23 protein-coding genes are annotated in these 24,428 nt (G+C 58.7%); 10 read left to right on the forward strand and 13 right to left on the reverse strand.

The genetic code is table 11. The features are described from left to right. Window positions 1-224: 224 nt before the first annotated feature. The 4 genes from IM295_RS16545 to IM295_RS16560 all read right to left on the reverse strand — a co-directional run bounded on the left by IM295_RS16545 (window position 225) and on the right by IM295_RS16560 (window position 3,631). Window positions 225-1,922, reverse strand: a complete 1,698-nt coding sequence (locus IM295_RS16545; RefSeq protein ID WP_028013235.1) for an NAD-dependent malic enzyme — start codon at window positions 1,920-1,922, stop codon at window positions 225-227. Between the two features lie 176 nt (window positions 1,923-2,098). After that, complete coding sequence (gene sra / locus IM295_RS16550) at window positions 2,099-2,236, reverse strand: stationary-phase-induced ribosome-associated protein (protein ID WP_008501714.1); 138 nt, start codon at window positions 2,234-2,236, stop codon at window positions 2,099-2,101. Window positions 2,237-2,331: 95 nt separating this feature from the next. Then, window positions 2,332-2,547, reverse strand: coding sequence for a biofilm-dependent modulation protein (gene bdm, locus IM295_RS16555; RefSeq protein ID WP_023335793.1), 216 nt, complete (start codon window positions 2,545-2,547; stop codon window positions 2,332-2,334). Window positions 2,548-2,779: 232 nt separating this feature from the next. Further along, window positions 2,780-3,631, reverse strand: coding sequence for a Vmh family MBL fold metallo-hydrolase (locus IM295_RS16560; RefSeq protein WP_192971107.1), 852 nt, complete (start codon window positions 3,629-3,631; stop codon window positions 2,780-2,782). Between the two features lie 110 nt (window positions 3,632-3,741). On the opposite strand from IM295_RS16560, the gene IM295_RS16565 reads away from it, so the two are divergent. After that, window positions 3,742-4,617 carry a LysR family transcriptional regulator gene (locus IM295_RS16565; RefSeq protein WP_049138011.1) on the forward strand — a complete coding sequence of 292 codons (876 nt, stop codon included), beginning with the start codon at window positions 3,742-3,744 and terminating at the stop codon, window positions 4,615-4,617. Window positions 4,618-4,624: 7 nt separating this feature from the next. Here IM295_RS16565 and IM295_RS16570 read toward each other — a convergent pair whose 3' ends face one another. Then, window positions 4,625-5,584 carry a hypothetical protein gene (locus tag IM295_RS16570; protein WP_193066979.1) on the reverse strand — a complete coding sequence of 320 codons (960 nt, stop codon included), beginning with the start codon at window positions 5,582-5,584 and terminating at the stop codon, window positions 4,625-4,627. A 115-nt stretch (window positions 5,585-5,699) separates the two neighbouring features. Between IM295_RS16570 and IM295_RS16575 the strand changes: the two genes are divergently transcribed. Beyond that, window positions 5,700-6,128 carry an OsmC family protein gene (locus tag IM295_RS16575; RefSeq protein WP_028013230.1) on the forward strand — a complete coding sequence of 143 codons (429 nt, stop codon included), beginning with the start codon at window positions 5,700-5,702 and terminating at the stop codon, window positions 6,126-6,128. A gap of 23 nt (window positions 6,129-6,151) precedes the next feature. On the opposite strand, the gene IM295_RS16580 is transcribed toward IM295_RS16575, so the two are convergent. Then, entirely contained in the window at window positions 6,152-7,057 is a 906-nt protein-coding gene (locus IM295_RS16580) for a LysR family transcriptional regulator (protein ID WP_126325959.1), read from the reverse strand. 112 nt (window positions 7,058-7,169) lie between these two features. Between IM295_RS16580 and IM295_RS16585 the strand changes: the two genes are divergently transcribed. Next, window positions 7,170-7,919, forward strand: coding sequence for an SDR family NAD(P)-dependent oxidoreductase (locus IM295_RS16585; protein WP_126325960.1), 750 nt, complete (start codon window positions 7,170-7,172; stop codon window positions 7,917-7,919). Here the strand turns inward: IM295_RS16585 and IM295_RS16590 are convergent. From IM295_RS16590 to IM295_RS16620, 7 genes are read right to left on the reverse strand one after another with little or no spacing between them, the layout of a single operon-like run. Next, window positions 7,916-8,845: an ABC transporter ATP-binding protein gene (locus IM295_RS16590; RefSeq protein WP_126325961.1), complete on the reverse strand. Its 930-nt coding sequence runs from the start codon at window positions 8,843-8,845 to the stop codon at window positions 7,916-7,918. The genes IM295_RS16585 and IM295_RS16590 overlap by 4 nt on opposite strands. Next, window positions 8,838-9,824, reverse strand: a complete 987-nt coding sequence (locus IM295_RS16595) for an ABC transporter ATP-binding protein (protein ID WP_063942431.1) — start codon at window positions 9,822-9,824, stop codon at window positions 8,838-8,840. Before IM295_RS16595 ends, IM295_RS16590 begins: the two co-directional genes overlap by 8 nt. Then, entirely contained in the window at window positions 9,824-10,717 is an 894-nt protein-coding gene (ddpC, locus tag IM295_RS16600) for a D,D-dipeptide ABC transporter permease (RefSeq protein WP_193066980.1), read from the reverse strand. The genes IM295_RS16595 and ddpC overlap by 1 nt, the downstream gene beginning before the upstream one ends. Beyond that, window positions 10,714-11,736 carry an ABC transporter permease gene (locus tag IM295_RS16605; protein ID WP_193066981.1) on the reverse strand — a complete coding sequence of 341 codons (1,023 nt, stop codon included), beginning with the start codon at window positions 11,734-11,736 and terminating at the stop codon, window positions 10,714-10,716. Before IM295_RS16605 ends, ddpC begins: the two co-directional genes overlap by 4 nt. Window positions 11,737-11,759: 23 nt before the next feature. Next, window positions 11,760-13,292 (reverse strand): ABC transporter substrate-binding protein, encoded by a 1,533-nt coding sequence (locus IM295_RS16610; protein WP_193066982.1) that lies wholly within the window; start codon window positions 13,290-13,292, stop codon window positions 11,760-11,762. Window positions 13,293-13,306: 14 nt separating this feature from the next. Continuing rightward, window positions 13,307-13,882, reverse strand: a complete 576-nt coding sequence (gene ddpX / locus IM295_RS16615; RefSeq protein ID WP_088205473.1) for a D-alanyl-D-alanine dipeptidase — start codon at window positions 13,880-13,882, stop codon at window positions 13,307-13,309. A 12-nt stretch (window positions 13,883-13,894) separates the two neighbouring features. After that, on the reverse strand, window positions 13,895-14,749 hold the full coding sequence (locus IM295_RS16620; protein WP_193066983.1) for a MurR/RpiR family transcriptional regulator: 855 nt from the start codon (window positions 14,747-14,749) through the stop codon (window positions 13,895-13,897). A gap of 266 nt (window positions 14,750-15,015) precedes the next feature. Between IM295_RS16620 and IM295_RS16625 the strand changes: the two genes are divergently transcribed. From IM295_RS16625 to IM295_RS16655, 7 genes are all read left to right on the forward strand, one after another. Then, complete coding sequence (locus tag IM295_RS16625; RefSeq protein WP_193066984.1) at window positions 15,016-16,497, forward strand: alpha/beta hydrolase; 1,482 nt, start codon at window positions 15,016-15,018, stop codon at window positions 16,495-16,497. A gap of 95 nt (window positions 16,498-16,592) precedes the next feature. Continuing rightward, window positions 16,593-17,804: a diguanylate phosphodiesterase gene (locus IM295_RS16630; protein WP_193067114.1), complete on the forward strand. Its 1,212-nt coding sequence runs from the start codon at window positions 16,593-16,595 to the stop codon at window positions 17,802-17,804. Window positions 17,805-17,892: 88 nt separating this feature from the next. Continuing rightward, entirely contained in the window at window positions 17,893-18,783 is an 891-nt protein-coding gene (locus tag IM295_RS16635; protein ID WP_193066985.1) for an aminoimidazole riboside kinase, read from the forward strand. Window positions 18,784-18,955: 172 nt separating this feature from the next. Then, window positions 18,956-20,473 carry a carbohydrate porin gene (locus IM295_RS16640; RefSeq protein WP_193066986.1) on the forward strand — a complete coding sequence of 506 codons (1,518 nt, stop codon included), beginning with the start codon at window positions 18,956-18,958 and terminating at the stop codon, window positions 20,471-20,473. Between the two features lie 66 nt (window positions 20,474-20,539). Then, window positions 20,540-21,910 (forward strand): sucrose-specific PTS transporter subunit IIBC, encoded by a 1,371-nt coding sequence (locus IM295_RS16645; protein WP_028013216.1) that lies wholly within the window; start codon window positions 20,540-20,542, stop codon window positions 21,908-21,910. Next, complete coding sequence (locus IM295_RS16650; RefSeq protein WP_193066987.1) at window positions 21,910-23,316, forward strand: sucrose-6-phosphate hydrolase; 1,407 nt, start codon at window positions 21,910-21,912, stop codon at window positions 23,314-23,316. The genes IM295_RS16645 and IM295_RS16650 overlap by 1 nt, the downstream gene beginning before the upstream one ends. A gap of 28 nt (window positions 23,317-23,344) precedes the next feature. Continuing rightward, entirely contained in the window at window positions 23,345-24,361 is a 1,017-nt protein-coding gene (locus tag IM295_RS16655; protein WP_193066988.1) for a LacI family DNA-binding transcriptional regulator, read from the forward strand. Window positions 24,362-24,428: the final 67 nt, after the last annotated feature.

The raw sequence follows: 24,428 nt of genomic DNA on the forward strand, positions 1-24,428 counted from the left end.
ATTATTAGTAATGCCAAACGTTACTAAACTCTTAAAAAAATACGTTTGTTAGACAAAAAGTGTTATGCGAAATTTTTATATTTCAATGGGGTATGAATAGTTGTTGAAATATTTATTTTTTTAATAAGGGGAAGAGGAATGCCGTAGAAGCGGCAAAGAAAATAAAGGGAGGAGGGTGTTCACGTTCCCTCTCCCTTTTGAGGAGAGGGAAGGGTCGGAGCTAATTAAATCGAGGTACGGCGATAGCTGCGGTATTCAGGCATCCAGAAGTTATCATCAATAGCCTGCTGCAGTGCGTCGGCAGAGGTTTTCACCGCCACGCCCTGCTGCTGCGCCATTTTACCCACCGCAAACGCGATAGCGCGCGACACCTTGTGAATGTCCTTCAGTTCCGGCAGCACCAGCCCTTCGCCGTTGTTGACCAGCGGCGAATAGCCCGCAAGGGTTTCGCTCGCTGACATCAGCATCTCATCGGTAATGCGGGACGCGCCGGAGGCGATCACGCCCAGACCAATGCCCGGGAAGATATAGGAGTTGTTGCACTGGGCGATCGGATAGGTTTTATCCTTCCATACCACCGGATCGAACGGGCTGCCGGTGGCAACCAGCGCGTTACCTTCGGTCCAGGCGATGATGTCCTGCGGCGTCGCTTCCACGCGGGAGGTCGGGTTAGACAGCGGCATCACGATAGGGCGCTCGCAGTGCTTGTGCATCTCGCGAATAATCTCTTCGGTGAAGAGACCGGTTTGCCCGGAAACGCCGATCAGAATATCCGGCTTCACGTTGCGCACCACGTCCAGCAGGGAAAGGACTTCGTTGTCGGTATCCCAGTTTTTCAGGTTTTCGCGTTTCTGCACCAGCTTCGTCTGGAACGGCAGCAGGTTCGGCATGCCGTCGGTCAGCAGGCCGAAACGGTCCACCATAAAGACGCGGGAGCGGGCCAGCTCTTCGCTTAAGCCTTCGCGCTGCGTCTGGGCAATAATCTGCTCGGCGATGCCGCAGCCCGCAGAGCCTGCGCCCAGGAAGACGATTTTCTGGTAGCTCAGTTGGCTGCCGGCCGCGCGGCTGGCGGCGATAAGCGTGCCCACGGTCACCGCTGCGGTGCCCTGGATGTCGTCGTTAAAGGAGCAGATCTCATCGCGATAGCGGTTCAGCAGCGGCATCGCGTTTTTCTGCGCAAAGTCTTCAAACTGCAGCAGAACGTCCGGCCAGCGGTGCTTCACGGCCTGAATGAAATCGTCGACAAACTGATAGTACTCGTCGTCGGTAATGCGCGGATGACGCCAGCCCATGTACAGCGGATCGTTCAACAGTTGCTGGTTGTTGGTGCCGACATCCAGTACCACCGGCAGGGTGTACGCCGGGCTGATGCCGCCGCAGGCGGTGTAGAGAGAGAGTTTACCGATTGGTATCCCCATCCCGCCAATGCCCTGGTCGCCGAGGCCGAGAATACGTTCCCCGTCCGTCACCACAATCACTTTAATATTGTGGTTCGGCACGTTCTGCAGAATGTCGTCCATGTTGTGACGATTCTGATAAGAGATAAAGACGCCGCGTGAGCGACGGTAGATCTCAGAGAAGCGTTCGCACGCCGCACCCACCGTTGGGGTGTAGATCACCGGCATCATCTCTTCGAGATGGTTTTGCACCAGGCGATAGAAGAGGGTTTCGTTGGTGTCCTGGATGTTGCGCAGGTAGATGTGTTTGTCGATCTCGGTTTTGAAGCCCTGATACTGGATCCACGCGCGCTCTGCCTGCTCTTCAATGGTTTCAACCACTTCCGGCAGCAGGCCAAGCAGGTTAAAGCTGCTGCGCTCTTCCATGCTGAAGGCGCTGCCTTTGTTGAGCAGGGGGAATTCGAGTAAAACCGGGCCGGCATAAGGGATATATAAGGAACGATGTTTTTTCAGTTTGTTGTCCATGTCACTCACTCTTTTTTTGAAGATCCGTCCCTGACACTGCTGTTTGTCATCTTTCTGGCCTGTGCTACGGGGTGCGGTCGGGCGGTATTATAAAGGAGCTAAATATTAATTACCGCAACACATAAACAAAAACACCATCGGTTTTGCCGATGGTGTTCTGGATCTCAGTCTGGAACTTACTTGCCCGCGTGGCGTTTTCTGCCGGTGGCGTGAGTGACTTGCGTTTCATGGTCGCCTTCAATCACCACTTTGCGCTGATTTGAAAGCTTGTAGTTCAGTCCCAGAATGTGGCGTGCCTGACGGTTCGATTTCATGTTAACTCCTCAATCCTGTTGATAGTTTTAAGGACCAGTTTGCTTTCGCAAACGAAATGTAACCCCTTAGGTTGCAGATCCAGCTTAGCAGGTTTTTACAAAGGTGCGTTTTGCCCGCTGACGACGTAGTTAATGGTCTGCTGGTAGATGTCACTGAGGATGTCATTATCCGTGGATTCCACCCACTTGGTCAGTTCCATTAAAATGTCATCTTCAGTTACAGCACCGTGCTCGGCGTGAAGACCCTGCGCAATCGCGTTAACGAGTTCAGGTTGTGCTGCTGTGGTATTAGCCGGGTAATAAGTAAACATGCTGCCTCCGTGTCGTTGTCTGTTTAATGGTACGGCTCGCAAAAAATTTAATTCATAAACAGAATGGCAAATATTTCCCCGGTTGTGTCTCAGATTCATCTTAGAAATAAAAATGACATAAGTGCATGCTTTTATGCGCTTTTAAAACGGAGGGATATATTGGCGTGAGGCAGTGCGGATATTATGGCGGTGCTCCTGCTATCGCGGGAATATAGCAGGAGCCGTTTTTAAATTACCACTTCATTTCGCCGGTATTCACTTTTGCGCTTAATTCCAGAGAGCTCTCTTCTGCCAGATCCGGATACTGTTTTTTCACTGCACCGATGACGCCCGCAGAGTTTTTATGTGCCGATAACGCCTGTTCAAAATGCTGCAGATAGCCACGGGTAAAATCAATAGCCCCGGTTCCGGACGGTGGTGTGCCCAGATAGTGGCCTGGGATCACGCGTTCCGGCTTGTGCGCGGCCATGTTGTCCAGGGTCTGCTGCCACTGCTGACGGCGAGCCGGCGTCTGGGTATCAGCCGTCCAGACGTGAATCCCCCAGGAGACCCCGGTGCCGCCGAGGATGGTTTTCACGGACGGGATCCACACGTAGGCCGCGTAGCTGTCCGGCTGCTCGATATCGACCTTTTCCCCGTCAATCATAAAGGTGGTGGAGGCGAGCACCTGCGGCACCACCAGTTCAGTTGGCGCGCCGTCTTTCATCTGCGGGCCCCAGAAGGCGAGCTTGGCGTCTTTGGTGGCCTTAATATGGTCAACCACCTGCTGCGTGGCCACCACTTTGGCATTCGGGAAGGCCTTCACCAGCGGCTGCAGGCCAAAATAGAAATCCGGATCGCCGGAGGTGATCACAATCTTATTCAGCGTTTTACCGCTGCGGCGAATTTTCTCTACCAGCGCTTCGCCATCCTTCACGCTGAACTGCGCGTCAAACAGCACCGCCTCTTTCGGGCCGGAAACGAGCGTGGAGGAGACCGCGAAAATGCCTTTTTCCTGCGGGTTATAGGTATCAATCGTCAACGGCGCGGCAAAAACGGCCGGAGCGAAAAGGGTGGAAAGCAGGGCAATATGAGTGAGTTTCATGCTGTTGTCTCTGTTGTTCAGTAATGTTTCTATTGTACGGATATTCTCATTTGCCAGAATTCCTGAAACAAGACATGCTTAGTTTCATAAATCGAGCAGATGGAGCTTATATGGATCGCGTTATTGCCGCTCAGGTCTATAACCGGATATGCGAGCTGGGAAGCCTGAGCGCGGCGGCCCGCGCGCTGGGCATTTCCCGGCCGATGGTGAGCCGTTACCTTGAACAAATGGAGAAGTGGGCGGGGACGCGGCTGGTAAACCGCTCCACGCGCAAGTTGACGCTGACGGCGGCAGGGGAAAAGGTGCTGCAAAAAACGCGGACTCTCTCGCAGATCTCGCAGGAAATCGAAGGTCAGTCGGAAAAAGATCTGCCGTCCGGCACGCTGCGGGTAGCCTGCGCGCACTTTACCGCCATGCACCTGATTGCGCCGGTCCTGCCCGGCCTGCTCTCGCGCTACCCGCAGCTGCGCATTGAGCTGGACGTGAACAACCATCCGGTCAGCCTGGTGGGAGAGCGCATTGACGTCGCCGTGCGCATTACCGATAACCCGGAGCCCGGCATGATCGCCCGCCGGCTGGGGGAATGTCGATCGGTGCTCTGCGCCTCGCCGGCGTATCTGGCACAGCACGGCACGCCCGTCAGCCCCGAAGAACTGGCGCAGCATAACTGCCTGCACTACAGCTTTTTCGCCGGGCAGTCCTGGCACTTCCTGACCCCGGAAGGCGAAAGCCTGAGCGTGGCCGTCAGCGGCAACCTGAGCGCCAGTATCTCTTCACTGCTCATGAACGCGGCGATCGAGCACTGCGGCATCGCCATGCTGCCGGAGCGCGAAGCGCGCGCCGCGCTTGAGCAGGGATTACTGGTGCCGGTACTGGCGTCGCTGGAGCCGAAACCGCTTGCCATCCACGGCATTTATCAGTCACGGGAATACCAGCCTGCCGCGCTGCGCGTGTTTCTTGACGAACTGTCCCGCTACCTTGCCTGAGGGGCGATTATTTTGCCTTTAGCCAGGGAGAGGCCGTGCTCCAGAAAATAATATCGGCCCCGAGATAATTTTCGCCGAAGCGGACAAACTCGGCTTTGGTGAACGGTTTTCCGGTCTGAGGATCCTTATAGGTCAGAGTCGGCTCCTGAACCGCCATGGCAATGAGCGGCAGCGCCTGTTTATTTTTATGGAAGAAGGGATAGGCATTCTTCATGTGCGCCTTGCGGTTGGGCACAATGTCCGGCCCGCCCAGGCCGATATTGTTGGCGCTGGCATACGCAAAAAGACGCCCCATATAGTTGTGGTCGTTATCCCACTCGCACGGCCAGAAGTTAACGTACTGCACCACATGTGATTTCTGAAAAACCTTGCGCGCAAAGGCCAGATTTTCCATCTCACCCGCGAAATAGCTGTCGCAGGTGAAGCCCGCTGTCGGATTTTTCTCGTCAATATCAATCGCGGTTTCAGGCAGGTTTACGCCATACACCTCGCCATCAAAGCGTTTTGCGAGCGCTGCCAGCAGTGCCTGGTAGCGCTGGCGCACCGTGGGGTCCCACTGACGCGCTACCCATCCCGCGCCGACAGGCTTGCCCTCGCCGGGGTTATCAAACTGCGGCGCAATCCCGCCGCTGTATTGCTTATCGTGCATCAGATAGTCCGGGACGTAGCGGGCGTCCGGCTCAAAGAAACGATCCTGGATCTGAATAAAGAGTTTTTTCCGGGCGGCCTTAAGACGCGCCAGATCCTGCTCAATCCGCGAGAAGTCATAGCTGTCCTTCTCGGGTTCAAGCTGGCGCCAGTTGTAAACGATCTGCACGCCGCCGATGTCGCCACGCGCAACCAGCGGGAGCGCCGCGTCGAGGTCGCCTGAGCTGGTATAGATAAAGTTTTCCGGCGTTTTGGCCAGTGAAGAAAGAGAGAGAGCCAGCGTGGCTACCGCGACGGCCATCCTGATTTTTAGCGTCATATCATTATCCTTGTTGTCGGTACAGCAGGTGAAAGACACGGAATCGTCTGTGTTCCAGGGCGTGTCAGATGCGTAGTCTATACTTAACCCTTTGTAAGCCAAAAGGAGAGCAAGAATGACGATTCATAAGCACGGTTCGGCACACTGGTCTGGCGACATTAAGCGCGGGAAAGGAACGGTTTCCACCGAGAGCGGCGTTCTCAATCAACAGCCTTACGGCTTTAACACCCGCTTTGAGGGTGAAAAGGGGACCAACCCGGAAGAGCTGATCGGCGCGGCACATGCGGCTTGTTTTTCCATGGCGCTGTCGCTGATGCTGGGTGAAGCGGGCTATACCGCTGATTCGATTGATACGACCGCGGACGTCTCTCTGGATAAAACCGACGGCGGCTTTGCCATCACTAAGGTTGCGCTGCAAAGTAAGGTCACCGTACCGGGCATTGCGCCACAGCAGTTTGACGGCATTATTCAGAAAGCCAAAGCGGGCTGCCCGGTGTCGCAGTTGCTCAAGGCCGAAATTACCCTGGACTATAAGCTTAACTAAATCACAGCCGGGTTTGCGCCCGGCTATCCCTTCAGCCCGGCGGGGAACACCTCCGCCAGCCAGGCGATAAACACCTTCAGTCTGTGCGTCAAATGCCGGTTCTGCGGGTAGACCACGTGAAACGGGTACGCGGCAGGCTGCCAGTCACCCAGAATCGCCACCAGCGTTCCCGTCTGCAAATAGGTCTTTGCTGAGTACTCAAAGGTTTGAACGATCCCCAGACCCGCCGCGGCAGCCGCCAGATGAGCGTTACTTTCATTGACGCCGAGATAGTGCGGAATAGTGATTTCCAGAGCCTCGCCGTTCTGCCGGAAGCGAAACGGAAACGGCCGCCCGGTGACGGGAGAGAGATAACTAACAAGCTTGTGGCCGTTGCGCAGCTCCTGCGGATAGGCCGGAACGCCGTGGTTTTTAAGGTAACCCGGCGTCGCGCAGGTGACCATCTGAGCGTCACCGAGATGACGGGCGATAAGCGTTGAATCGTTCAGCGGGCCGCCGCGGATCACGCAGTCTACGTTACCGCTGATAAGATCGACCGGACGATCGGCCACGCCAAGATCGATACGGATATCCGGGTAGCGCTGCATAAAATCCGGCAGCAGGGGGATGAGCACGTCCCGTGCGGTGGAACCGCCCACGTCAACCCGCAAATGTCCCTTGGGCGTCGCGCGGGAAACGCGAAACGAGGTGTCGATATCTTCGATATCAATCAGCACCCGGCGCGCTTTTTCATAGTATTCCAGCCCTTCAGGCGTCGTGACCACCCGACGAGTCGTCCGGTGAAGGAGACGTATCGCCAGGTGCGCCTCAAGGGATTTAACCAGTTTGCTCAGCGTGGCGATCGGCATATTCAGCGAGTCCGCCGCGCGGGTAAAACTGCCGGATTCCACCACCCGCGTGAAGGCGCGCATCGCCATTAGCTGATCCATGATGACCTCTGATTATTTCCATAGGTGAATAGTCATTTTCATTTTTGCCCATTTTTCATAAATGCCGCAAGGGATAAAGTCTGTCCAACGCAAACACAAAAAGGTAAATGACATGAACACGACTCTCTCAGGAAAAATTGCACTGGTCACCGGCGGCAGCACCGGTATTGGTCTTGCCACGGCGCAGGAGCTGGCGGCACAGGGCGCGAAGGTGTACATCACCGGGCGTCGTCAGGCCGAACTTGACGCCGCGGTAGCAGAGATTGCTTCTGACGCAGTGGGCATTCGCGCGGACGTCTCTAAGCTTGCCGATCTGGATGCGGTTTATTCCCGGATAGCAAAAGAAGAAGGCCGTCTCGATATTCTGTTCGCCAATGCGGGTGGCGGCGATATGCTGCCGCTGGGCGCGATCACCGAAGAACAGTTTGACCGAATTTTTGGCACCAACGTTCGCGGAGTGCTGTTCACGGTGCAGAAGGCGCTGCCGCTGTTATCAACCGGCTCGTCGATCGTTCTGACCGGCTCGACGGTGTCGATTAAGGGGACGGCTAACTTCAGCGTCTACAGCGCCAGTAAGGCCGCGGTGCGTAACTTTGCCCGCTCCTGGGCGCTGGATTTGCAGGGCCGTGGGATCCGCGTCAATGTCGTCAGCCCGGGTCCGATCAAAACGCCTGGTTTAGGGGATCTGGTGCCGGAAGAACACCGCCAGGGGCTGTACGACGCGCTGGCCGCGCAGGTGCCGCTCGGACGTTTAGGTGCGCCGGGCGAGGTGAGTAAAGCGGTGGCGTTTCTGGCCTCCGACGCGGCCAGCTTTATCAACGCCACCGAGCTGTTTGTGGACGGCGGGATGGCGCAAATTTAACCCAGGCTGCGCCAGCAGCGAACGTGACGGCCCTCGCGAGAGGGCTGTAGCGGCTGAGGACGTTCGCACCCCTGCGCGGCCATCGGGCAGCGGTCGCGGAAAAAACAGCCTTCGGGCAGATGACGGTTGCCGGGAAGCTCCGTTTTGCGTAACGCCAGCGTTTCATCCAGCGGCTCTCCGGTGCGGGGAACCGAATCGAGCAGCAGGCGGGTATAGGGATGGCGCGGCTCGCCAAGTACCTGCGCGGTGCTGCCCAGCTCCACAATCTGTCCGAGATACATCACCGCCACGCGGTCGCTCATGTGTCTGACCACCGAGACGTTATGCGAGATCAGTACGTAAGTCAGATTACGCTGCTGCTGTAGCGTCACCAGCAGGTTGAGGATTTGCGCCTGCACGGAGATATCCAGCGCGCTGGTGGGTTCATCGAGCACGATGATATCAGGATCGGACGAAAGCGCCCGGGCGATGGCAATGCGCTGGCGCTGCCCGCCGGAGAAGGCGTGTGGAAGGCGGTCGAGATATTCCGGGCGAATGCCCACCTGCAGCGCCAGATCCGCCGCCAGCTGGCGGCGTTCGCGCTCGCTGCTGCGTTTTTGCACCCACACCGGCTCGGTAATGATGCGCCAGACCGGCAATCGAGGGTCGAGCGAGGAGAGCGGATCCTGAAACACCATCTGCATGCCACCGGCGTGGTGGGCACGCTGGCATGCGCCGGTGCTGGGTTTAAGCATCCCCATCAGCAGCTGCGCCAGCGTGCTTTTCCCGCAGCCGGATTCCCCGACAACGCCCAGCGTTTCGCCCCGACGGATCTGGAGATCCAGCCCGTTGAGCGCATGGACCCGTTCCGTCACGCGGCCCAGCCAGTTTTTGCGCGCCGCAAAGTTCACGTGCACGCTATCCAGTTCCAGCAGTACATCAGACATGGTGTTTCTCCCGTTGTGGATACCAGCAGGCAGCCAGTTGGCCCTCTGCGCCATGCGGCTGCAGGCGCGGCGTTTCGCTGCATTTTGCCCCCGCGGCAAAGCAGCGCTCGCGGAACGCGCACCCCTGCGGAAGCTGGCTGAGGTTGGGCACCGTTCCGGGAATGGCGGGCAGCAGATCGCGCGGCTGGCCGTTTTCCGGCGCGCACCGCAGCAGGCCGATAGAATAGGGATGCACAGGGCGGTGGATCAGCGTTTGCGTGGCACCGCTTTCTATCACGCTGCCCGCATACATTACGTACATTCTGTCGCAGAGCTGGGACACGACGGCCATATCATGGCTGATAAACAGCACCGAGGTGCCGCTGGCCTTCGCCTTATGCTTCAGCAAGCGCAGCACCTGGAGCTGGACGGTCACGTCCAGCGCGGTGGTCGGCTCGTCGGCGATGATCAGCTCCGGCTCGCAGGAGAAGGCAAGGGCGATCATCACCCGCTGGCGCATGCCGCCGGAGAGTTCGAACGGATAACGCGCCATGACCTGCTTCGCGTCCGGAATTTGCATCTCTTCCAGCAGGGCGATCGCCTTCTGCTGCGCCTCGCGCCGGGAAAGCGGCTGATGCTGGCGGATCACCTCCACCATCTGTTTGCCAATCCGCCGCGTCGGGTTGAGGGCGGTCATGGGCTCCTGAAAAATCATCGCCACTTTAGCGCCGCGCCACTGGCGAAGCTGTTTCTCGGACGCCGTCAGGACGTTTTCACCGAGTAATCTCACCTGACCGTGATGAATACGGTAGCTGCCCTCCGGCAGCAGGCGCATGGCGAGCATGGCGGTAACGGATTTGCCCGACCCTGATTCGCCCACCACGCCGACAATTTCGCCCCTGCCGATCTCCAGCGAAACGTGGTTCAGGGCGTGGACCTCCCCGCGAAAAACCGGGAAGCTCAGGTGCAGGTCTTCAATATTGAGTACCGGTTCGGTCATTACTGTTTGCCTCCTGACTTCGGATCCAGCAGATCGCGGATACCGTCGCCAAACAGATTAAAGCCCACGGCGGTAATCAAAATTGCCGCACCGGGAAAGGCGCAGTACCACCACTGGTCCAGGACGTAGTTACGGCCCACGGCCACCATCGCGCCCCATTCGGCGGTGGGCTGCTGCGCGCCCAGGCCAATAAACCCCAGCGTGGCGGCCATCAGAATGGCGCTGCCGATATCCAGCGATGCCTGCACGATCAGCGGCGGCAGGGCGTTGCGCAGGATGTGCCAGCGGATCAAATGCCAGCGGGACGCGCCAAAGGTGCGGGCGGCCTGAACGTAGGTGAAATGACGCACCACCAGGGTTTGCCCGCGCGCCAGCCGCACGTAGAACGGTATGCGGACAATCGCAATCGCCAGCATGGCGTTAAACAGGCTCGGACCGAGCGCGGCGGCCAGCGCCATGGTCAGCACCAGAGAAGGAATGGAGAGCATAATGTCCATCACCCGCATGATGACGGCGTCGCCGCGCCCGCCCAGGACGCCGGACAAACAGCCCAGCAGCGAGCCAATGCCGCCCGCAATCACCACCACCGCCAGCCCGGCGGTAATCGACTGCTGGCTGCCCGTCAGCACGCGGCTGAACAGGTCGCGTCCCACCTCATCGGTGCCAAACCAGTGCTGCGCGGACGGCGCCTGCAGGCGGGCGGTGAGATCCAGGGCGTTCGGATCATGCGGCACTATCCACGGCGAGGTCACCATCAGCAAAAGCATCGCGATCATAATGACGCCGCCGACGATCGTGAGCGGGCTTTGGCGCAGCATCCAGAACAGCTTTGCCCAGTTGATGCGTTGTCTGCCGGTTTTCACCGGGACGGGCCTTTCCTGCGTTAACATCATTCGGCACCTCCGCGCCCGATTCGCGGGTCAATCCACAGGTAAAGCAGATCGACCACCAGATTAACCAGCACATAGGCCAGCGAAACGACGACGGCAAAGCCCATCACCGCCGGGAAGTCCAGCGCCTGAATGGACGTCACCACCCAGGCGCCCATACCCGGCCAGGCAAAGACGGTTTCGGTCAGGACGGCGCCGTAAAGCAGGTCGCCCAGCGCCAGTCCGAGCACGGTAATGGACGGGATCATCGCATTCGGCAGGGCGTAGCGCAGGACGATGTACCAGCCGGGCAGCCCGCTGGCGCGTGCGGTGCGGATGTAGTCCTCGCTAAGCTGCTCCAGCATCGCCGAGCGCACCTGGCGCGCCACGATGCCCAGGTGAACAAACGCCAGCGTCAGCGAGGGTAAAATCAGGTGCTGCAGCGCGTTGAAAAAGACTTCACCGTTGCCTTCCAGCAGGGCGTCCAGCAGATAAAACCCGGTGACGTGCGTCGGCGGATCGAGCCAGTCGTCCAGCCTGCCGCCGCCCGGCAGAAGCTGCAGGTGCCCGTAGAACAGGACAATCACGCCCAGCCCAAGCCAGAATGCAGGCGTGGAAATCCCGGTCATCGCCATTAAACGCACCAGGTGATCCAGCCAGCGGTTGCGGTACACCGCCGACAAAATCCCCAGCGGCACGCCGATAACCAGCGCCAGCAGCAAAGAACAAAAGGCCAGCTCCAGCGTGGCGGGGAAAAAGGCCTTCAGATCTTCCGCAACCGGGCGTCCGGTACGGATGGATGTGCCTAAATCACCGTGGGCCAGGGCATCCACGTAGCGGCCAAACTGCACATACAGCGGCCGATCAAGCCCCAGCTGCTGGCGAATGTTCTGCACGATTTCGTCGCTGGCGCGATCGCCCGCCAGCAGACGCGCCGGGTCGCCGGGGATCATGTGTGAAATAATAAAGGTAATAATACAGACACCGGCCACCACCAGGAGTAACCCCCAGCAGCGCTGGCGCACGATGCTCCAGAACGTCATACGCTTTCCCCCGGCGAGAACCGTTATTTACTCATGGTGGCGATGTTGAACACCTGCTCGAGCATCGGATTAAAGGTGAAGCCTTTGACCTCTTTGTTCATCGCCAACTGGTAGTTCTTCTGGAACAGATAGACGTAGGCCGCTTCGTCAATCACCACCTTTTGCGCCTGCTGGTAATCTTTGGTGCGTTCCGCCTGGTCGGTGGTTTTCAGCGCGGCCTGCAGCAGCGAATCCACCTCTTTGTTCTCATAGAACGAGCGGTTGCCCGGCAGCCCTTTTTTGTCCGATTCGAACCAGTAGTTCATAAACATGTACGGGTCGGCAAAGTCCGGGCTCCAGTTGCCGATGGCAATGTCGTAATCGCCTTTGCCGACGCGGTCGCGCATGGTGGCATTGGCCAGTTTTTCCAGCTTGACGTTAATGCCGATCTTGCCAAGGCTCGCCTGAGTGGAGAGGGCGATAGGCTCCCAGTTCGGATCGTTGTCCGAGTATAGGAAGGTCAGGCTGGCGGGCTTGTCTTTGACCTTCTCCAGCGCCGCTTTGGCTTTGGCCTCGTCGAAGCTGTACTGCATTGCCGCGGCGTCAAAGCCCCACATGCCTTCCGGGATCGGGCCGCGCATCTGCTTGCCGTTGCCGCTCAGAATGCCTTTTACCATTCCCTCATAGTCTGTCGCCCAGGAGATGGCCCGGCGTAAATCCACCTGATTGAGCGGCGCTTTGCTGTTGTTGAGATAGAGATAGGTCACGCGCAGGGAGGGGTATTCCGCGACGGCGACTTTGCCTTCCTGCTTCAGGGCCGCAAGCTGATCGACCGGCAGGGAGTCGGCAATGTCCAGATCGCCGCGGGAAAGCTGCAGTCGGCGCGAAGCGCTCTCGCCGATAATTTTCACCGAGACGCGCTTAAAGTGCGGCTTGTCGCCCGGCCAGTGAGGGTTCGGCACCAGGATCAGCTGCTGGCCTTTCTGCCAGCTCTTCAGCATAAACGGCCCGGAACCGGCGGTATTTTGCGCCAGAAAACCGCGCGCGTCGTCCGCGGCATTAGCCTTCAGCACCGCCGGGTTAATGATGGACGCCCCGTCGTTTGCCAGCGTGTAGAGGAAAGGCGCGAACGGCTGGCTGAGGGTGAATTTCACCGTGTGGTCATCGACGGCATCAATTTTCAGATCTTTCGGGAAGGCTTCAGACGGCCCCTGGCCGAGCTTCAGCAGGCGCTCAAAGGAGAGTTTGACCGCTTCGGCGGTGACCGGCGTGCCGTCGGAGAATTTGGCGTTATCCGCCAGGGTAAAGGTCCACTCTTTCTGGTCGTCGGACGCCTTCCAGCCCGTCGACAGATCGCCCTCCACCTCGGTAGAGCCGGGCTTGTACTTGACCAGTCGCTGGTAGGATGGATAGGTGACGGTCCAGTCGTTGTTATCGATGGTGATGGCAGGGTCGAGCGTTTGCGGGTCGGCGGCTTTACCGATCGCCAGCATGTCTTTCGGGACGGCGGCCAGCGCCAGCGGGGCGCTCAACGCCAGCGTGGCGGCAATCAGAGTCGTGAAAAGCGATGTTTTCATGGCAGTGCTCCAGGTTAAAGAGAGGTGTGCGTCAGGGGAAAACAGGCAAAACGGTCTTCAAGCAGCGGGTAGCTGGCGGCGTTCGGCAGTTCGAAGTGCCACCATTCGCTGCTAATCCCCACAAAACCGCCGCCGAACATGATGGCATTCAGCAGCAGACGGTTGCGCTGGGCGTGCGGGGGTACGGAAGGGTGATAGGGATGCGAACGGTCATGCATTTCGTCAAAGCCGGCGCCCATATCCAGCACGCTGTTATGCTCGTCCATCAGGGTGACGTCGATGGCCGTACCGCGGCTGTGATTGGAGCCAATTGCCACATCGACCACATACTCCGGGTTCGGGCAGGCGTCCCACAGCTGGGCCTGCGCCTGCTGCGGCCGGTAGGCGTCATACACCACCAGCTTCAGCCCGGCCAGGGCGGCAATGCTGATGGCTTTTGCCAGCGCGGTGGCGGCGTCGGTATGCAGCAGGCACAGCGCCTCCTGATAGATCGGCCTGCCGGTGATGTTGTCGGCGGTGGCGTACTTCAGATCGATATGCAGCGAGGGAAACGTCTTCGCCACGTTAATCAGTTCACTCTCATCGGGCATAGCTCCGCTCCTTTAGCGTTCGAATTGACCAAACTCTTGTTGTAATTGTCGGTTTACCGCCAGACGCGCCGGGAGCGTATCACCCAGCGCTTCCACCACGCCCGACAGCAGCAGGTTGAACAGACAGCTCACGGGGGCAAGCGAATCCCAGAAATGACCGGTATCGGTTTTCACCTGCAGTAAATCCATCGGGTAATCCCGCGCCCACGGGCACCAGATGTCGGTGATTAAGGCCAACGGGATCCCTTTTTCGCTCGCCACGCGGCAGTACTGACGGGCCATCGTGGAGTAGGTGCGCGTATCGGTCAGCACAACGTAAGGGTGCGAAAACCCGGAGTTGAGGGATTCCACCCAGCTGCCGGACGCGCCTTCGGAATAGCTCACGCGCGGGCGAAGGTACTCGAGATGGCTGAAGAAGGCGTTGGCGATCCCGCGCGTGGATTGGATCCCCAGCACAAACACCGCGTCGGCGTGGGCCAGGTTGTGCACCACCTGACGGAAGGCGTCCGTTTGCGCCAGCTGATACACCTGCGTAATGGCGTCCACCTCCAGCGACAGGGCATGCTGAAGGCGGTTGGGCAGGGGACGCTGCTGCTGCCAGGAGTCCAGCCGCTCGTTCATGCCCCAGGGCTGATACGGATCGCGCAGGCTCTTTTTGACATCTTCCAGGTTGCGATACCCCAGCTTGCGCAGGAAGCGTCCGACGGTGATCCCGCTGGTCCCGCTCGCCAGACCGACGCTCTCCGCGGTTTCAAACGGGATTTGTGCGGCGTGCGCCAGCAGCCAGCTCCCGACCCGCTTTTCGCTGGGAGTGAGCTGGCTGAACGTCGCTTCGATACGGCTCAACATCTCGGGTTTAGTCGTCATACCGCCTCGCTGTTAACTGGCTGTCAAAAGCTGGATTTGTGTTACCGGGTTAACAATGCACGACGCGTGCCATGTTCACGGTGAGGTAAAAACCCGCCGTGCTGTTAATTTCACGCAATATTTAGTTAACCAATGATCAACATTTGTGCAGCGTAGTTCACTTTTGGTGCAGCGGCTGACGCGGCAGGTATGAATTTGATGAATACGTCAGTCCGTTCACATTTTTGATAAGATAAAAGGATAGTGAACATAAAAGGGATCCCGGCATGGCGAATTTGCCCTGGCGAATCAGCGTGCGCCTGGCGGCGCTGGCAAAGAAAACAGGGATGGTCGTGGGGATCGTCCTGGTCGTCCTGTTGGCAGTGCGGGTCTATCTTTCGCAGCAGGGGCCGGACCTGCACCTCTGGCACACCTGGCGGTCGGACGAGATGTCCGTGCGTGAACTCGATAACGCCAACTTTGCCGGGTATGTTGCCCGGGAAAACGCCATTTTCGCCGAGCTTGATAGGGCGGTGACGGCGAAAACAGCGGGCGAGGAACAAACGCCGCTAAACCGCTATTATCGCCAGAGCCTGGTTTGGCCGGGACAGTTCACGCCCGATGCCAACCGTTCGTTTGTGCTGATGCCAGCAGGAAAACCTCGTGGCGCGGTGGTATTGCTGCACGGACTGACGGACTCGCCTTACAGCGTCAGGCACCTTGCCGAAAATTATCAGCGGCACGGCTTTGTGGCCGTGGTTCCGCGCCTGCCCGGACACGGCACCGCGCCCGGCGCGCTGACCGACGTTGACTGGGAGATGTGGCTCGCGGCGACGCGTCTTGCCGTGCGGGAAGCCACGCGCCTGACGGGGGATAACGTGCCGCTGCATCTGGTGGGGTACTCCAACGGCGGGGCGCTGGCGATGAAATATGCTCTCGATGCGCTGGATTCCTCTGCGCTTCGTCGACCACAGCAGGTAATCCTGCTCTCACCAATGATCGGCGTGACGGCCTTTGCGCGGTTTGCCGGTTTTGCGGGGCTACCAGCGCTGCTGCCGGCGTTTGCCAAAGCGGCGTGGCTGAATATCTCCCCGGAATATAATCCGTATAAATACAACTCGTTCCCGGTGAACGCCGCCCGCCAGTCGTGGCTGCTGACGAAGGCCCTGCAGGAGCAGATTGGCCGCGAGGCGCGGGAGAACAGGCTGGCGAATTTGCCGCCGATCCTGGCGTTCCAGTCGGTGATGGATTCTACGGTCAGCACCCGCGCGGTGGTGACCGGCCTGTTTGACCAGCTTCCGGCAAACGGCAGCGAGCTGGTGGTGTTTGATATCAACCAGGCGGCCAGCTTCCGTCCGCTGTTCAAGCCGTCGTCTTGGACGGCAACCTCGGCGCTGCTGCCGGTTGCGCAGAGACGTTACGGTGTCACGATTATTACCAATGCGGACGCACACAGTTTCTCGACGGTGGCGAAAACAACGCTAGCAGGCAGCACGCGGGAGACGGTTGTGCCGCTTGTGCAGACCTGGCCGCAGGATGTCTATTCCTTGTCGCATATCGCCGTGCCGTTCCCGCCGGATGACGATCTCTATGGCCGCGAACCTGGGGTGAAAAACCGCTACGGGATAAGCCTGGGGACAATTGCGCTGTGGGGAGAAACGTCCGTGTTGAGCGTCGGAAAAGAGGCGCTGATGCGGGTCACCTCGAACCCGTTTTACGACTATATGCAGGAGAGGATCGACAGCAGGATTGGCGATGGGGAAAAGTAATGTTCCCTTGTAGCGTGAATATGTTAGGTCGCATTGATTAAGTATGTTACATAGTAGCTTCAAGGCACCTCTCATTATCATTGGAACCACTTTTTGTGCTGACGACGCTGATCTACCGAAGCCAGTTGAATTTATCCCGCCCGTCCACCGAACTGCGGGAGCTGGTGGAGCGCGCCAGGGGCCGCAACACAAAACTGGATATTACCGGCGTCCTCCTGGCAAAAGGGAATGACGTTCTGCAGATCCTCGAAGGGTCGGAAGAGAGTGTGGTCAAACTGTTCCACACCATCCGTGAGGACAAGCGGCACAGTGGGGTGGTGGAACTGATGCGGGATTACGGTCCGCGCAGACGCTTCGAAAACGTCGGGATGCTGCTGTTCGATCTGCAGACGCAGTCGCCGAAAGAGGTGCTGCAGTCGGTCCTGCGCTACAGCAAGCTGGACAGCTATCTGACCTCCGACGATCGGGTGTTCAAATTTATTCAGACCTTTATAACCGGTAAACGTCCGGCCCCGTCGGGGACGCGTTACACCTCGGACAAATGGACGCTCTCGACCGAAGCGCTACCCTTTGGCGAACATCTGGGCCTGATTGCCGGGCAAACCTGCCAGTTTGCGCTGCAGCCAATTGTCGAGCCCTCGGAAGGTAAAATCAGCTCCCTTGAGGCGCTTATCCGTAGCAATGACGGCGGCAGCCCGGAACATTTCTTCAGCTCCCTGGACCCGGCGGAAATCTATGAAGTCGATCTCCAGACGAAAGCGTATGCCTTCGCGCTGGCGGAAAAGCTGGGCATTGGAAGCCATAAAATCGCGGTAAACCTGCTGCCCATGTCGCTTGTGAATGTCCCTGGCGCGGTGGAATTTCTGGTCGATGAGATTAAAAAGCATGGCCTTCAGCCGGAGCAGGTGGTCATTGAAGTTACTGAAAACGAGATGATCTCCGGGTTCAACCAGTTTAACAGCGCCATCAAGCGGCTTCGCGGTGAGGGGGTAGGCCTGGCGATCGATGATTTTGGCTCGGGCTATGCCGGTCTTTCGCTGTTGACCCGCTTCCAGCCGGATAAAATCAAAATCGACCGCGAAATCATCAGCGATATCCATCTCAGCGGCCCGAAGCAGGCGATTGTGCGCTCCATCATCAGCTGCTGCTCCGATCTTGAAATTACCCTGGTGGCCGAAGGGATCGAGAAAATAGAGGAGTGGTGCTGGCTAGAATCTGCCGGGATCCGCCGCTTCCAGGGCTTCCTGTTTGCCCGCCCGCAGCTTAACGGCGTTGGCGATATTCGCTGGCCGCATCTGAAGCGTTAGGCAATTTTCCTCCCGCGTTATTTCCCCTTTTCTCTGCCTGTGCTTAAATAGCTAAAACGGTTTAATATAGTTTAGCTAAGAGGATCACATGGAAAAAATCTGGGTACTTGGCGATGCGGTGGTGGATTTATTGCCCGATGGCGAAGGGAAATTACTGCAGTGCCCCGGTGGCGCACCGGCAAACGTCGCGGTGGGCATTGCCCGGCTGGGGGGCAAAAGCGCGTTTATCGGCAGGGTTGGCGACGATCCTTTCGGGCGCTTTATGGCGAAAACGCTCGCTGACGAGCGGGTCGACGTGAAGCATATGCGCCTTGACCCGGCGCACCGCACCTCTACGGTGGTGGTGGATCTGGATGACCACGGCGAACGCTCGTTTACCTTCATGGTGCGCCCGAGCGCCGATCTGTTTCTTGAACCCGCTGACCTGCCGACGTTCAGCGCGGGCGAGTGGCTGCACGTCTGTTCCATCGCGCTAAGCGCAGAGCCGAGCCGCTCGGCGACCTTTCAGGCGATGGACGCCATCCGGAAGGCGGGCGGCTACGTGAGCTTCGACCCCAATATTCGCCCGGATCTCTGGCCGGATGAGAACGCGCTGTGTCGCTGCCTGGAACAGGCCCTGCAAAGCGCCGACGTGGTCAAGCTCTCCGTTGAGGAACTGGCATTTTTAACCGGCGATGCGGATGTAAGAGAAGGTCTGAACACGCTGATGCAGCGCTGCCCGGCGCGCCTGGTGCTGGTCACCCAGGGAAAAGAGGGCGTTATCGCCTGGGATCAGGGCGCGGTGAAACACTATCCGGCTACTCCTGTGCAATGTGTCGATACCACTGGCGCGGGCGATGCCTTCGTCGCCGGGCTGCTCTACGGGCTGGCCGCCGGTCAGGAGCTGGTCCCGGCAATCGCCTTAGCCCAGCGCTGCGGCGCGTTAGCCACCACGGCAAAGGGGGCGATGACCGCGTTGCCCTGGCAGCACGACCTGTAATCCTTCCTTCACTGGCCGCCGTCCGGCGGCCTGAATTGTCGCCTCGATCACACTTACTAAATCGGTTTAGCAAAAAAGATTGCCGATCCAAAATTCCCGGGTTTAGTATCAGCAGCCTAAACCGGTTTAGCAATTTAGCACGTTCGATTAATACTTTTAGGGATGCGACAAAATGTATAAAAAACGCAGACTTGCCGTGATGATAGGCATGCTGGCCGGCAGTACCTCTGTTTTTGCCCAGACGGATATGACAAGTATCGAAGCGCGCCTTGCCGCGATGGAGCAGCGCCTTCAGGCTGCTGAAGCGCGTGCGCAGGTCGCTGAAAAACGCGCCACCGAAGCCGAACAAAAAACGCAGCAGCTGGTCGCCGCCCAGCAGCAGACACAAACCACAACCCAGGCGGTGGCGCAGCGTACCGCCGCGCTGGAGAAAAAAGCGGACCAGAGCAGCGGATTTGAGTTCCATGGCTACGCCCGCTCCGGCCTGCTGATGAACGACGCGGCCTCCAGCAGCAAAAGCGGCCCGTACCTGACGCCAGCCGGGGAAACCGGCGGTGCGGTAGGGCGTCTGGGTAACGAAGCCGACACCTACGTCGAGCTGAACCTGGAGCACAAGCAAACCCTGGATAACGGGGCGACCACGCGCTTCAAGGCGATGCTGGCCGACGGTCAGCGAACCTATAACGACTGGTCAGCCGATACCAGCGATCTCAATATTCGCCAGGCCTTTGCGGAGCTGGGTAACCTGCCTGATTTTACCGGCGCGCTAAAGGGCAGCACCTTCTGGGCGGGTAAACGCTTCGACCGCGACAACTTTGACATTCACTGGCTGGATTCCGACGTGGTATTCCTGGCCGGTACCGGCGGCGGCGTCTACGACGTGAAGTGGAACGACTCGCTGCGCAGCAACTTCTCGATCTACGGCCGCAACTTCGGCAGCGTGGAGCAGACCGACAATAACGTTCAGAACTACATCCTCAGCATGAACCACTTCGCCGGGCCGCTGCAGGTGATGGTGAGCGGCCTGCGGGCGAAGGATAACGACGATCGTAAGGACGCTAACGGCGATCTCATCAAAACCGACGCGGCCAATAACGGCGTTCATGCCCTGGTGGGGCTGCACAACGAGAGCTTCTACGGCCTGCGGGAAGGGAGTGCCAAAACGGCGCTGCTGTACGGTCACGGCCTGGGCGCAGAAGTTAAGAGCATCGGTTCCGACGGGGCGCTGCTGTCTGATGCCGATACCTGGCGCTTCGCAAGTTACGGTGTCACGCCTGTTGGCGGTGGCTGGAGTATCGCGCCTGCCGTGCTGGCACAGAGCAGCAAAGATCGCTACGTCAAGGGCGACAGCTATGAGTGGGTGACGCTCAACACCCGCCTGATTAAAGAGGTGACCCAGAACTTCGCGCTGGCGTTTGAGGGAAGCTATCAGTACATGGATTTACATCCGGAAGGCTACAAGGACCGTAACGCCGTGAACGGCAGTTTCTACAAGCTGACCTTTGCGCCAACGTTAAAAGCGAGCAAAATCGGCGATTTCTTCAGCCGCCCGGAGCTGCGCCTGTTTGCCACCTGGATGGACTGGAGCAGCAAACTGGATAATTACGCCAGCAATGATGCCTTTGGCAGCAGCGGCTTCAACGCTGGCGGGGAATGGAACTTTGGGGTCCAGATGGAAACTTGGTTTTAACCCATCACGCTCCCGCCTGGCGGGGGCGTTTCGCACATCATAAAAAGAAGTCAGGCAGAGGTATCTATGGATGTTAATCAAATCGCCCGCGAGCTTATTCCGCTGCTGGGCGGCAAGGAAAATATCGCCAGCGCTGCGCACTGCGCTACGCGTCTTCGTCTGGTGCTGGTCGACGACGCGCTTGCCGATCGGCAGGCGATTGGCAAGGTCGAGGGCGTGAAGGGCTGTTTTCATAACGCCGGGCAGATGCAGGTCATTTTCGGCACGGGCGTGGTGAATAAGGTCTACGCCGCGTTTATTCAGGCGGCGGGGATTAGTGAGTCCAGCAAGTCTGAAGCGGCGGATATCGCGGCGCGCAAGCTGAACCCGTTCCAGCGCATTGCGCGTCTGCTCTCCAATATCTTTGTCCCGATCATTCCCGCCATTGTGGCGTCCGGCCTGCTGATGGGCCTGCTCGGCATGGTGAAAACCTACGGCTGGGTCAATGCGGATAACGCCCTCTACATCATGCTGGACATGTGCAGCTCGGCGGCGTTTATCATTCTGCCAATCCTGATCGGCTTTACCGCGGCGCGGGAATTTGGCGGGAACCCGTATCTGGGCGCGACGCTGGGCGGCATTCTGACCCACCCGGCGCTGACCAACGCCTGGGGCGTGGCCTCCGGCTTCCACACCATGAACTTCTTCGGCCTTGAGATCGCGATGATTGGCTACCAGGGCACGGTATTCCCGGTGCTGCTGGCCGTCTGGTTTATGAGCATCGTCGAGAAAAACCTGCGCCGCGCGATCCCGGACGCGCTGGATCTGATTTTGACGCCGTTCCTCACCGTCGTTATCTCTGGCTTCATCGCCTTGCTGATTATCGGCCCGGCAGGTCGCGCGCTGGGCGACGGCATCTCCTTTATTCTGAGCACGCTGATTGAACACGCGGGCTGGCTGGCCGGGCTGCTGTTCGGTGGGCTGTACTCGGTGATTGTGATCACCGGTATTCACCACAGCTTCCACGCGATTGAAGCCGGGCTGCTGGGTAACCCGTCGATTGGCGTAAACTTCCTGCTGCCGATCTGGGCCATGGCGAACGTGGCGCAGGGCGGCGCCTGTCTGGCGGTGTGGTTTAAAACCAAAGACGCGAAAATCAAAGCCATTACCTTACCGTCGGCGTTTTCTGCGATGCTGGGCATTACCGAAGCGGCCATTTTTGGTATCAACCTGCGCTTTGTGAAGCCGTTTATCGCGGCGCTGATCGGCGGCGCGGCGGGCGGAGCCTGGGTGGTGTCAGTGCATGTCTACATGACCGCCGTCGGGCTGACCGCTATTCCGGGCATGGCTATCGTTCAGGCCAGCTCGCTCCTTAACTATATCATCGGCATGGTGATTGCCTTCGGCGTGGCGTTTACCGTCTCGCTGCTGCTGAAATATAAAACGGACTCTGAATAATGACGCAACTTTCCCGCTGGCCTGCGATCCTGCAGGCCGTTATGAAAGGGCAGCCTCGCGCGCAGGCGGATAGCCACTACCCGCAGTGGCACCCCGCGCCGGTGACGGGTCTGATGAACGACCCGAACGGGTTTATTTGGTTTGCCGGACGCTACCACCTGTTTTATCAGTGGAACCCGCTGGACTGCGAGCATCGCTTTAAATGCTGGGGGCACTGGAGCTCTGCGGACCTGGTGCACTGGCAACATGAGCCGCTGGCGCTGATGCCCGACGAAGAGTATGACCGAAACGGCTGCTACTCCGGTAGCGCCGTGGACAACCACGGCGTTCTCACGCTGTGCTACACCGGCAACGTTAAGTTTGATGACGGCAGCCGCACCGCCTGGCAGTGCCTCGCCGTGGAGCAGCCGGACGGAACCTTTACGAAGCTGGGGCCGGTACTGGCGTTGCCGGAAGGCTACACCGGCCACGTGCGCGACCCGAAGGTGTGGCAACACGACGGGGAGTGGTACATGGTGCTGGGTGCGCAGGATGTGCAAAAGCGCGGCAAGGTGCTGCTGTTTAAATCAGCCGATTTGCATGCCTGGACGTCCTGCGGGGAGATCGCTGGTCACGGCGTCAACGGCCTGACGGAAGCGGGGTATATGTGGGAGTGCCCGGACCTGTTCGCCCTCGACGGAACGCACGTCCTGATCTGCTGCCCGCAGGGGCTGGCGCGCGAGCCGCATCGCTACCTCAATACCTATCCGGCCACCTGGATGAGCGGGGCGTTTGACTATGCCAGCGCCGCATTCGATCACGGCGATCTGCACGAGCTGGACGCGGGCTTTGAATTCTACGCCCCGCAAACCACCCTGGCGGAGGATGGACGCCGCATTCTGATCGGCTGGATGGGCGTACCGGACGGGGAAGAGATGCTTCAGCCAACCCGGTCGTACGGCTGGATGCACCAGATGACCTGCCCGCGTGAATTACGCTATCGTGACGGCAGGCTCTGGCAGACCCCGGCGCGCGAGCTGGCGGCGCTGCGTGAAGATGAGCAGCGCTGGCAGGGGCGCGCCAGCGAGGCGCCGGAACTGGACGCGATGCGCCTGGAGTTTGAGCTGGGCGCATCGCAGGTGAATGTCGATTTCGCAGGCGCGCTGCGCCTCACGGTCGATGAGCAGGGTTTACGCCTTGAACGCGCGAGCCTGAAAACCGGTGAAACATTGACCCGCTACTGGCAGGGTGAGGTTCGTCATTTACGCGTTCTGTGCGACTGCTCAAGCGTTGAAATTTTCATTAATCACGGTGAAGGGGTGATGAGCAGCCGCTATTTTCCTGACCATCCGGCCCGGGTGCGATTCGAAGGTGCGTCCGACATCACATTACGCTACTGGTCGCTGCGCGCCTGCATGATAGAATGAGGGTTTTGGCAGCCGGATCTAAGTCGTTGTGAGAAAAACAAAACGCGTCACCATTAAAGACATCGCGGAGCTGGCGGGTGTGTCAAAAGCCACCGCCAGCCTGGTCCTGAACGGGCGCAGCAAAGAGCTTCGCGTGGCGGAAGAGACGCGCGAGCGCGTGCTGGCGATTGCAAAAGAGCACCACTATCAGCCCAGCATTCACGCCCGCTCGCTGCGCGATAACCGCAGCCACACCATTGGTCTGGTCGTTCCCGAGATCACTAACTACGGTTTCGCCGTCTTTTCTCACGAGCTGGAAACGCTGTGCCGCGAGGCCGGCGTTCAGCTGCTTATCTCCTGCAGCGATGAAAATCCGGGGCAGGAGACGGTGGTGGTGAACAATATGGTGGCGCGTCAGGTGGACGGGCTGATTGTGGCCTCCAGCATGCTGAACGATGCGGACTACCTGAAGCTCAGCGAGCAGCTGCCCGTGGTGCTTTTTGACAGGCACATGAACGACAGCGCGCTGCCGCTGGTGATCACCGACTCCATTACCCCGACAGCGGCGCTGGTAGCGGACATTGCGCGCCAGCATCCGGATGAATTCTACTTCCTCGGCGGCCAGCCTCGCCTGTCTCCGACGCGCGACCGTCTGGACGGTTTTAAGCAAGGTCTGCGAGAGGCCGGTGTGGAGCTTCGCCCCGAGTGGATCATTCACGGTAACTATCACCCGAGCTCCGGGTACGAGATGTTTGCTGAACTCTGCGCCCGCCTGGGGCGTCCGCCAAAAGCGCTTTTCACCGCCGCCTGCGGGCTGCTGGAAGGGGTGCTGCGCTATATGGGCCAGCACAACCTGTTGCAAAGCGATATCAGATTAACCAGCTTTGACGATCACTATCTCTACGATTCACTGACGATCCCGGTGGATACCATTCGGCAGGACAACCGCCAGCTGGCGTGGCACTGCTTTGATCTGATTGGCAAATTGATCGAAGGGGAGACGCCGCAGCCATTGCAGCGCAAGCTGGATGCCACCCTGCAGCGGCGCTATAAGTCAGGGGTATAGCGTCGTTCGATACATCAATAACTTTAATTAATTTAAGTTTTGGATGCGCCGATAACCATAAGGAATA

Origin of the sequence: Enterobacter cloacae complex sp. P14RS, assembly GCF_014895895.1 — a bacterium.
Lineage (GTDB): Bacteria > Pseudomonadota > Gammaproteobacteria > Enterobacterales > Enterobacteriaceae > Enterobacter > Enterobacter bugandensis.